Source organism: Vibrio sp. R-1 (assembly GCF_035615595.1).
GTDB classification, from domain to species: Bacteria; Pseudomonadota; Gammaproteobacteria; order Enterobacterales; family Vibrionaceae; genus Vibrio; species Vibrio cholerae.
Genome location: NZ_WPDC01000110.1, coordinates 1 through 9,741, shown reverse-complemented (window position 1 = coordinate 9,741; position 9,741 = coordinate 1). Strand labels below are relative to the sequence as shown.

Here is a 9,741-nt window from a genome sequence, read left to right as displayed (position 1 = left end):
ATCGCCGTCACTTTGCCTTGCGGCACGACGAGGTTAATATCCTCAAAGATCGGACGTTCTCCCCGGTAGAAGCTCATATGACGAACTTCGACTAAGTTCGTTTCCGCCTGAGTCATAACATTCTCTATAGGTTGAAAGCGATAATAAAGTAGCCGGGCATAATAGGCATTAACCATACATATCTCAATAACCGAGCTTGGTTTGCCGTTTTACTTTTGTCGCCGCGACAGTCAATGCGTTAAACCAGTGCAAGGCGGTGTTTCTGACCCGCTCCAAACGGGGACATGTGGACAGCGCCAGCGATCGCTTTTTAAACATCTATTTTCTGGCGCAAGACATTCACGAACGAGTGAGCTCCAGCCATTACCGTTACCAAGAGCTAGCCGATCACTTTGGCCGCTCAGACATTCTGTTCCGCTTTAAATATTTATTGGAGACGCAAGCGAAAGCGTGCCGCGATATCGCTCAATCGATTCGTCTTGGGCACAGTTACCAACACGACTCCGCTTCGATTGTCGCGCTGGATGAACTGCAGTTATCACTCAGCTATCTTCGCCAACAAGAGAGACGAGATTGGAAAAGTCTTTTGGGTCAATTAGGCTATTTATTCAATAACTTAGCGACCGTAGAAAAACAGCTCAATAACGTCAGTAACCCGGATGTGGCCAAACCCGAAGAAGGGGTACTGGATGACACTGAAGCGCACACCTTAGGCAGCATGTGGCAACGTATTCGCGCCAATCTCAATAAAGATTCGCTGTTATTTCGCCATGCGCTGCGCTTGTCAATCACACTCACCTTGGGCTATGCGATCATCCAAGGGTTCGGCATTGAGCGCGGTTACTGGATTTTGCTCACTACCCTGTTTGTTTGTCAGCCAAACTACGCCGCAACCAAGCAAAAACTCACCGCGCGGATCATTGGCACCTTAGCCGGCTTGCTGATTGGCGTGCCGCTACTCACCTTCTTCCCATCACAAGAGAGCCAATTGGTGTTTATTGTCTTCTCCGGTGTGATGTTTTTTGCGTTTCGCCTCAACAACTACGGCTACGCGACCGGTTTTATCACCTTATTGGTGCTGTTTTGTTTCAATCAGTTAGGTGAAGGCTATGCGGTGGTATTACCAAGATTGGCGGATACCCTCATTGGCTGCGCCTTAGCGGTAGCGGCCGTGGTGCTCATTCTGCCGGACTGGCAATCGAAACGGCTGCATAAAGTGATGGCGGAAGCGATTGACGCCAATAAGCAGTACTTGGCGCAGATCATTGGTCAATATCGGATTGGTAAAAAAGACAGCTTAAGTTACCGGATTGCGCGGCGTCATGCCCACAACCAAGATGCCGCACTTTCTGCCGCGGTCACCAATATGCTGGCGGAACCGGGGCGTTATCGTGCGGCGGCCGATGAGAGCTTTCGTTTCCTGACCCTTAACCACGCGCTGCTCAGTTATATCTCGGCGCTTGGAGCGCATCGAACCCGACTGGATGATGAAACCGTGCATCAACTGGTACTCGATTCACATCGCGTGATCCATCAGCATCTCGACTTGCTGCATCAACAGTTGTCCAACCACTGTGAAGAGTGTGATACCAGCGGTATTGATAGCTCAGGACTAGAGAAACGTCTTGCTGAGTGGCGTGAAGATGATGAAGGCTCGGCGCGCATGGTACTGCAACAGCTGCACTTGATTTATCGCATGCTGCCTGAGCTGCACACGCTCGCCAGCAAGTTTGCGGTCAAGGTCGATTCTCAATCGGACTGAACGCGCCATTCAGATCGCAGGGAACAATAAGGTAAACCGTGTTCCCTGCCCCACTTCTGAGGTCACCGAGATCTTACCTTGATGTTTTTCCACAATTCCAAACGCGATGGATAACCCCAGCCCGGTTCCAACCCCGACCGGTTTGGTGGTGAAAAAGGGATCAAAAATTTTGGCTAAGTGTTCTGGTGAAATCCCATGGCCATTATCCGCAATTTGCACCTGTACCCAAGTTTTGCCCTTCTCATTCAAGGTATCGGTGGTAATGGTTAACTCGCCGTGCTCATCACAAGCGTGGGAAGCATTGATGAACATGTTCATCAGCACCTGCTGTATTTCAGGGGCAATCCCTTTGATCTTGGGTAGATTCTCAGCGAGTTGCCGATCAACCAGCATGGTGTATTTAAACTGATTCCACACAATGCGCAGTGCCGATTCTATGCAGTCGTTGAGATTGCATTCCGCAAAACGGCCATCACTGCTGTGCGAGACGCTTTGTAGGCTAGTGACAATGTCTTTAACCCGATGCAAACCACTGGCACTTTCTTCGACAAGGCTGAGCACATCTTCGCGCACAAACGCCAAATCATGCTGCTGTTTAAAGCGCATCCAAGCTTGATAAAACTCACTGCCTTCAAAACTTGGCGCTGACTGCTCAACGAAATCCGCTAACTGAGCAAACACCTCGGCATAATCACGCAAGGTATTCAAATTACTCAGACAAAATCCAATCGGATTATTGATTTCATGGGCGACCCCAGCGGCCAACTGACCGACTGACGCCATTTTTTCTGACTGCAATAGCTGCGCCTGAGCGCCATTCAACTGCTCTAACGTGGATTGCAGCTCCAGCACTTTGTCGTACAAGGCGCGGCTTTTCTCCTCAAGGAGTTGTTCCGCGAGGATCCGAGCTTTACGTTCTCGCTCGTAAATGCGTTGATATTGCGCTTCGGCACTCATGATGGCAAAAATTCCACTACAATCTCACAGTGGTCAGCCCCGCAATGCATGCAGACGGGCTGAGTAATTTTTACCGGCTGATTAAATTGCTTGGCCGCGCCTAAAATTAACCCTTCCGCCGCCGCGCACAATTGTCGTTTCGAGTAGTAACTCATGGTCAGCGTTTTCTCTTCAACTCGGTTTTCAAACTGAGGCAAGTAAGCATCGGGATAGAGTCGTTGCACTTCTTTGTGGATCACTTTATCCACCGAAAGCAGGAAGGTTTTGAGGTCGCTTTTATGCGGGTAGTTTTCCGGCAAGCTATTAAATAAATGGGTAAACAGGTATTCACCATAAGCACGGACTAAATCAGGCGCAGGGATTTGGGCTTTCTCACTCAAATAACCCACCATGGCCAGTAGCTCATCGTCGTTGTATTGCTGACCAGAGGTGTACACCCCTTCTGAGCTGGGTTTCAAATCTTCTAGCATCTGGTCCCAAAACAGCACACCAAACTTTTCAATCACCATATCGGAGAGAACGGTATAGATAATGCCTTGCATCTGGATTGCCTCACTTGCGCTTGTTTTCATTCAAGTGTTGTAGAGATAAGGAAAAGCCGCAAGATCGCCTCACCCAAAAGGAGTATTTTTCTTATTGCCAAACGAGTTGATGCTGCACAGATACCTGTTGTAGCCAAGGTAGATATCACCAGTTTTTTTGATAACCTTGACACTTTTCGGACAAGAAACCAGCAGCTCAGCGCTAATTTTTGCTTATTGCAATGCGGCAACAGGGAGCAACACCATGAGCACCGATTGTCGAAGACGTCTCAACAAAGACCTCTATTTGTTAATACCGGAACACCCAATGAACCCTAAACAATTTGAACGCTGGAAATCACAACTGAGCCAATTAAGCCCGCAGCAGTTGCGCGCCCTGCAAGGGGAAATCGATCGTTCGCTGCATCAAAATGAGAGTGCGTTGCTCACCGAAGAAGAGCGCGATGCGATTGCGCATCTGTTTTCCTAACTTGAGTAACTCAGGCGATACGACTAAACTTTAACCGTAACGATGAGGTAAGCGCGATGTCCGTATCAGCAGTTTCTAATGGTTCATCCATGGTCATGCACTCTTCCAAAATGATGGAGGATGCCGCGCGCGAGATCCAACAGGCGAGCTTACCCGTTGAATCCACCGTCGGAAAACCGATAGACCCCACGTTGCAACCTGCGCCTCCCGCACCTAAAAAACAGTACGCCAACCACATTGATGCGCTCAATAGCCTTAACCAAGCCTCGCACTACAGCCGAATTGGAACAAACCTAATCCAGCGTGACCAAGATATGCTCGGTACCATGTTGGATGTACGTGTTTAAGCCAAACTGTAAGCTTTTTTATCCTCGCGTTGAAATTCACCTCGTTGGCTTTACAATGCCCAGCAAACTCAATACCAAGAACTGTTATGCCTAAGCTTGCTTTGCAACCTCTTTATTCGCCAGATGTGGCGACGCTGGCTTCCGATAGATTGATAGATCAGCTTGCTCCCCGATTTGATAGACCCAGTGTCCGCCTAACGCCAAGCCCAGCTCTTACCGAGCAACAAGTGATGAAGCGTTGGCAAAAACTCGCCGCGCCCGAAGCGCAAGCTCTGCTTTTGGATGAGCAAACCGAGCGCACCATGCAGGCTTACCAAAAAAACATCGAGTATTTCATCGGCACAGTGAAATTGCCTGTCGGTATTGCTGGGCCACTGCGCGTTAACGGCTCTCATGCGCAAGGAGACTATTTGGTTCCGCTGGCCACCACAGAAGCGGCGTTAGTGGCGTCATACCATCGTGGTAGCCAACTCATCACTGCAGCAGGCGGCGCAAGTGCGCTACTGCTCAATGAAGGGGTGACTCGCACGCCCGTGTTTGCTTTTCTTTCGCTGGCGCAAGCCGGGCAATTTGTCGGTTGGGTGACCAGCCAATTTGAGCAGATGAAAGAGATAGCGCAGTCCACCACCGCGCACGGCAAACTGAAAGATATTCAGGTCAATATCGAAGGGAATCACGTCTATCTGGTGTTTGAATACACCACAGGCGATGCCAGCGGTCAAAATATGGTGACGATCGCCACTCACGCTGTTTTTGAGTTCATCATGCGCCACTCACCGGTTGCGCCAGTGCAAGCCTTTCTCGATGGCAATCTCTCCGGTGACAAAAAAGCCAATAGCTATACGCTGCGCAGCGTGCGCGGCAAAAAAGTCAGCGCTGAGGTGCATCTCTCTGCCGAGTTAGTCAAAAAGTATCTCCACACCACGCCAGAGCAGATGGTGCAGTTTGGGCAAATGACGACAGTAGGCGGCGCACTCAGTGGCGCGATTGGTGTGAATGCTCATTACGCCAATGCCCTTGCCGCGCTTTATATTGCGTGTGGGCAAGATGCCGCGTGTGTAGCCGAATCCGCAATTGGGATGACGCGCATGGAGATCCACCCTCACGGCGGTTTATACGCCAGTGTCACCCTGCCTAATTTGATGGTCGGAACCGTTGGCGGCGGCACCCATCTCCCTAGCCAACACGCCTGTTTATCGCTGATGGGATTGGCCGGGCAAGGCCACGCACGAGCCTTAGCTGAAGTGGCCGCAGCACTCTGTTTAGCCGGTGAATTATCGATCGTCGGGGCATTTTGCGCGGGGCATTTTTCCCGTGCGCACCATAAGCTCGCACGCTGAGCATTGAGCACATTGAGCACATTGAGCGTATACCGTTACCTCAATTTGTACTGCGACTGTCCCCTTTCTGCTTGGTGTTGTAAGTAGCAAGGGGATCAAAGAAAGGGGATAACCATCAGTTAGTGCGTTAAAATCACATCACGCTGCGCCACACTCACCCCTTTAATTTGAGCAAAGACCGGCATACCGACCTCTAGCGCGAGTTCGGCGTGAGCCCACTCTGTCACCACTGCCCACAAGTAGCAGTGTGGCGCGAGCTCCAACTTGAGCGAGACACTTTTTTTACTCGGCTGTTGGTGCTCAATCGCGACAATGCGAGCCGGTAAAATATTGCGAATCGAGCTTGCGGTCGGTTTATCCAGCGCTATCGACACATCATTGGCGCGCACCTGCATACGCACGCTGCTGCCCACGTCTGCCTCCACTTGCTGAACCCAAAGCCACACATCCTCCGCCAAACGAACTTGCGTCAAACCATAGACTTGGTGATGTTTGGCTACGGTGGCAGAAAACAGTGTGCTTTGTTCACTGAATGATTGCCAAGGCCGCATCGCTTTGGATGACCAAACTTGCTCAATCGGCCCTGCGCTCAGTACCTTGCCCTGCTCCAACACCACCAGATGATCCGCAAGGCGTAAAATTTCCTGCATGCTGTGCGAGACATAGAGGATCGGCAGCCGAAAATGCTGCGCGAGGTTTTCCAAAAATGGCATCACCTCTTTTTTGCGCGGCATATCGAGCGAGGCCAGCGGCTCATCCATCAGCAGTAAATCGGGTTTTGACAGTAGCGCTCGCCCAATCGCCACGCGCTGCTTTTCGCCGCCGGAAAGATCGCGAGGATAACGGGCAAGGAGCGGCTCCAACGCCAATAGGCGGATCACACTGGCAAAGTATTCAGGATCAGCGTCAGTCACCCCGTAATTCAGATTGCCGCGCACCGTATAGTGCGGAAACAGTCGCGCATCTTGAAACACATAGCCAATTTTGCGCTGCTCAATCGGCAATTGAATGCCTTGTGATGAACTAAAGAGCGTGCGCCCTGCGAGGTGAATTTCGCCCACATCGGGCGTGGTTAACCCACTGATAAGGTTAATCAGTGACGTTTTACCCGCACCAGAGCGCCCAAAGATCGCGCAAATCCCCACGGCGGGTAAACGCAAATCCACGTCAAGTTGGGTTTCGCCCAACCGCTTTTGCAGTTGCAGAATCACTTCACTCATGATGTTAACCCACTCATGACGTTAAACCTAAGCGGCGCTGCATACGCCGACTTAACCATTCCGAGATAAATAACGATCCGAGCGCGATGGCAATCGAGATCGCACACAAGCGTGCCGCTTCCATTTCTGAACCCGGCGTTTCTAAAAAGGTGAACATGGCGAGCGGGATGGTTTGGGTTTCACCGGGGATGTTGGAGACAAAACTGATGGTGGCACCAAACTCGCCAAGGCTACGCGCAAACGCGAGCATGACGCCCGTGAGTATCCCCGGCAAGGTTAATGGCAGCGTGATGGTAAAAAAGACCCGCATCGGCGATGCACCTAAGGTGCGCGCCGCTTGCTCAAGTTTTTGATCGACACTTTCAAGACTGAGACGTATCGATCGCACCATCAAGGGCAGCGCAATCACCATGCACGCGAGCACCGCACCGCGCCAACTGAAGCTAAAACTGAGCCCAAACACCTGATAGAGCCACTGACCAATAAACCCCTGCCGCCCCATGCTGATCAGCAATAAATAACCGATCACCACTGGCGGTAGCACCAAGGGCAAGTGCACCAAACTATCAATCAGCCCTTTGCCGATAAAAGAGGTGCGCGCCAGCACCCACGCCAGCACAATGCCTATCGGCAGCAACCACAAGGTCGCATAGCCAGCCACTTTTAAACTCAGCGCCAGCGCCGCCCATTCGTAATCGGAGAGACCCATCAATTACTCACTCACCGACTCAAAACCAAAACGTTGCAAGATTTGCTGCGCGGCGTCTGAGCGCAAATACGCCACCCATTCGGCGCTTGCCGCTTTATCATTCAATTGCGCCAGCGGATATCGGATCGGCTGGTGAGACTGCGCCGAAAATGCCGTCACGATCGTCACTTTATCACTGAGCAGCGCATCGGTTTTGTACACGATGCCAAGCGGCGATTCACCACGCTCGACCAACGCCAGCGCCAAACGCACGTTATTGGTTTGCGCAAGGCGTGATTCCAGCTCAGGCCACACACCCGCATGTTGCAGCGCTTGCTTGGCATACATGCCCGCCGGCACCGCATCCACTTGCGCAACCGCCAAGCGAGAATCGGCCAAGGCCGTTTGCCAAGCCGCAGCATCTTGCAGCTCAAAACTTGCCACCGGCTGCGCAGTCGGGCGAATCAGCACCAAACTATTCGCCGCCAACGTCACCACCATGTTCGGTTTCACTAAGCCTTTCTCGACTAAGTAATTCGCCCACTCTTCATTGGCGGAAATAAACAGATCGGCTGGTGCGCCCGCTTCAATTTGACGCGCCAGCGAAGAAGAGCCGCCATACACCGTCACCAGCTTCACATCATGCTGCTGCGAGTAGTCAGCCACTAACGCATTGACGGCATTGGTCATCGATGAGGCCGCGTAAATGTGCAGTGTCTCTTTCGCGCTCGCCAGCGGCGCGTTAAGCGCCACACACAGCAGGAGCAGAATTCGTGTCAACATCGGCATGTTCCTTATAAGTCAGGCCACAAAAGCGTGAGGTTGAGGTGCTGCTCAATCGCATCCGCAATACGGTCAATCGCCCGCTCTTGCGCCGCTCGGTGATCATACGCTTCAATCTCTTTTGCGCCAGCCCATTGGCAAATGCGCAATGCCGTTTCAGGGCGGTCAAAAATACCATGCAAATAGGTACCAAAGCCTTGATTACAGTCACTGACTAACCCATCCAAGCTGCCATCACTGAGTATAATCGGGCTTTTTTGATCGGCTGCCCAACTTGAGCGCCCCGCATGAATCTCATAACCTTGCGCGGCCACGGTTTGGCCATCTAAGGTCAAATGACCTTGCACGTTAGTGAGGCGCTTTTCGGCGGTCAGTTCGGTTTGCATCGCAAACAGCCCCAGACCTTCGCTGCTGCCAGCCTCACCTTCAATGCCAAGCGGATCATGTACCCATTCTCCAAGCATTTGAAAACCGCCACAAATGCCCATCACTTTGCCGCCTAAGCGCAAGTGACGGAGGATCTCTTTATCCCAACCTTGTGAACGCAAATAAGCCAGATCAGCACGAGTGGATTTGCTTCCGGGGAGGATGATTAAATCTGCGCCCGACAGTGACTCGCCCTGCCCGACATAACGAAAATCGATATTGGGATTGAGCCGCAGCGGATCAAAATCAGTGTGATTGCTGATGCGCGTAAATACGGGAACCGCCACACGCAATTGGCGATCCGCCGACAGGTTTTGCTGCGCGGCAATCGCATCTTCTGCTTCCAGATCAAAGCCATGCAGATAAGGCAACACACCAATCACAGGTTTACCGGTTTTCTGCTCCAACCAATCGAGCCCTGATTGCAGCAAGCCAATGTCGCCGCGAAAGCGGTTAATCACAAAGCCTTTTACCCGCGCTTGCTCAGACTCAGAAAGCAGCGCCAAGGTGCCGTATAAATGGGCAAACACGCCGCCGCGATCAATATCCGCCACGATGATCACAGGCACATCGGCTTTTTCGGCAAAGCCCATATTGGCGATGTCATTCTCACGTAAGTTGATTTCCGCAGGGCTGCCCGCCCCCTCAATCATGATGGCTTCATACTCTTGTTGCAGGCGCTGGAAGGAATCCATCACTGTATCCATCGCGACTTTTTTGTAGTCGTGATAAGCGTTGGCTTCCATGTTGGATAAGGCGCGGCCTTGCAAAATTACTTGCGAGCCCGTATCTGAATTGGGTTTCAACAGCACTGGATTCATGTGTACGCTCGGCGCAATACCACAGGCTTGCGCTTGTACCGCTTGCGCGCGGCCTATCTCGCCCCCGTCAGGCGTTACCGCGCTGTTAAGCGCCATGTTCTGCGGCTTGAATGGGCAAACTTGAATGCCGCGGCGCGCCAATACTCGGCATAAGCCGGCAACCAACACGCTTTTTCCCGCATCTGAGGTGGTGCCTTGCACCATTAACCATTTTTTCATGCAATCACTTAATGATGGATTGGAGCGCGCCAGTGTCGCCCACTCCGCAACCACGTTAACCAGAGGAGCAACCTCGCCCCTCGAAAACCAAGAGGCGTTAGCATACCTCAATACGGTCAGCGTCTGGTACTTTGCTGTTTTTAATGGGAAAGCGTTTTGTACAGGCT

The 9,741-nt window shown here is 51.8% G+C and carries 9 protein-coding genes and 1 pseudogene; 4 read left to right on the top strand and 6 right to left on the bottom strand.

What is annotated here, in order from left to right; genetic code table 11:
• Positions 1-220: 220 nt before the first annotated feature.
• Positions 221-1,762 (top strand): annotated as a pseudogene (gene yccS, locus GOU96_RS15855) (YccS family putative transporter); the annotation flags it as partial.
• A 9-nt stretch (positions 1,763-1,771) separates the two neighbouring features.
• On the opposite strand, the gene GOU96_RS15850 reads toward yccS, so the two are convergent.
• Both GOU96_RS15850 and GOU96_RS15845 read right to left on the bottom strand, forming a co-directional pair.
• Positions 1,772-2,719, bottom strand: coding sequence for a sensor histidine kinase (locus GOU96_RS15850; RefSeq protein WP_001271651.1), 948 nt, complete (start codon positions 2,717-2,719; stop codon positions 1,772-1,774).
• A complete protein-coding gene (locus GOU96_RS15845) occupies positions 2,716-3,261 on the bottom strand; it encodes a heme NO-binding domain-containing protein (protein ID WP_001161566.1) in 546 nt (181 codons plus the stop codon). The genes GOU96_RS15850 and GOU96_RS15845 overlap by 4 nt, the downstream gene beginning before the upstream one ends.
• A 307-nt stretch (positions 3,262-3,568) precedes the next feature.
• On the opposite strand from GOU96_RS15845, the gene GOU96_RS15840 reads away from it, so the two are divergent.
• The 3 genes from GOU96_RS15840 (at position 3,569) to GOU96_RS15830 (ending at position 5,417) form a co-directional block, all read left to right on the top strand.
• The gene (locus GOU96_RS15840; RefSeq protein ID WP_001068418.1) at positions 3,569-3,730 is read left to right on the top strand and encodes a hypothetical protein; all 162 of its coding nucleotides are present in this window, start codon (positions 3,569-3,571) and stop codon (positions 3,728-3,730) included.
• A 56-nt stretch (positions 3,731-3,786) separates the two neighbouring features.
• Positions 3,787-4,077: a hypothetical protein gene (locus tag GOU96_RS15835; protein WP_001892545.1), complete on the top strand. Its 291-nt coding sequence runs from the start codon at positions 3,787-3,789 to the stop codon at positions 4,075-4,077.
• Positions 4,078-4,163: 86 nt separating this feature from the next.
• Positions 4,164-5,417 carry a hydroxymethylglutaryl-CoA reductase gene (locus GOU96_RS15830; RefSeq protein ID WP_142736508.1) on the top strand — a complete coding sequence of 418 codons (1,254 nt, stop codon included), beginning with the start codon at positions 4,164-4,166 and terminating at the stop codon, positions 5,415-5,417.
• Positions 5,418-5,536: 119 nt separating this feature from the next.
• On the opposite strand, the gene modC is transcribed toward GOU96_RS15830, so the two are convergent.
• The 4 genes from modC to GOU96_RS15810 are packed head-to-tail and all read right to left on the bottom strand — an operon-like array spanning position 5,537 to position 9,574.
• Entirely contained in the window at positions 5,537-6,637 is a 1,101-nt protein-coding gene (gene modC, locus GOU96_RS15825; RefSeq protein ID WP_142736509.1) for a molybdenum ABC transporter ATP-binding protein ModC, read from the bottom strand.
• A gap of 13 nt (positions 6,638-6,650) precedes the next feature.
• Entirely contained in the window at positions 6,651-7,346 is a 696-nt protein-coding gene (modB, locus tag GOU96_RS15820; protein WP_000524441.1) for a molybdate ABC transporter permease subunit, read from the bottom strand.
• A gap of 3 nt (positions 7,347-7,349) precedes the next feature.
• Entirely contained in the window at positions 7,350-8,108 is a 759-nt protein-coding gene (gene modA, locus GOU96_RS15815) for a molybdate ABC transporter substrate-binding protein (protein WP_000957826.1), read from the bottom strand.
• Between the two features lie 11 nt (positions 8,109-8,119).
• Positions 8,120-9,574, bottom strand: a complete 1,455-nt coding sequence (locus GOU96_RS15810) for a cobyric acid synthase (RefSeq protein ID WP_175242318.1) — start codon at positions 9,572-9,574, stop codon at positions 8,120-8,122.
• Positions 9,575-9,741: the final 167 nt, after the last annotated feature.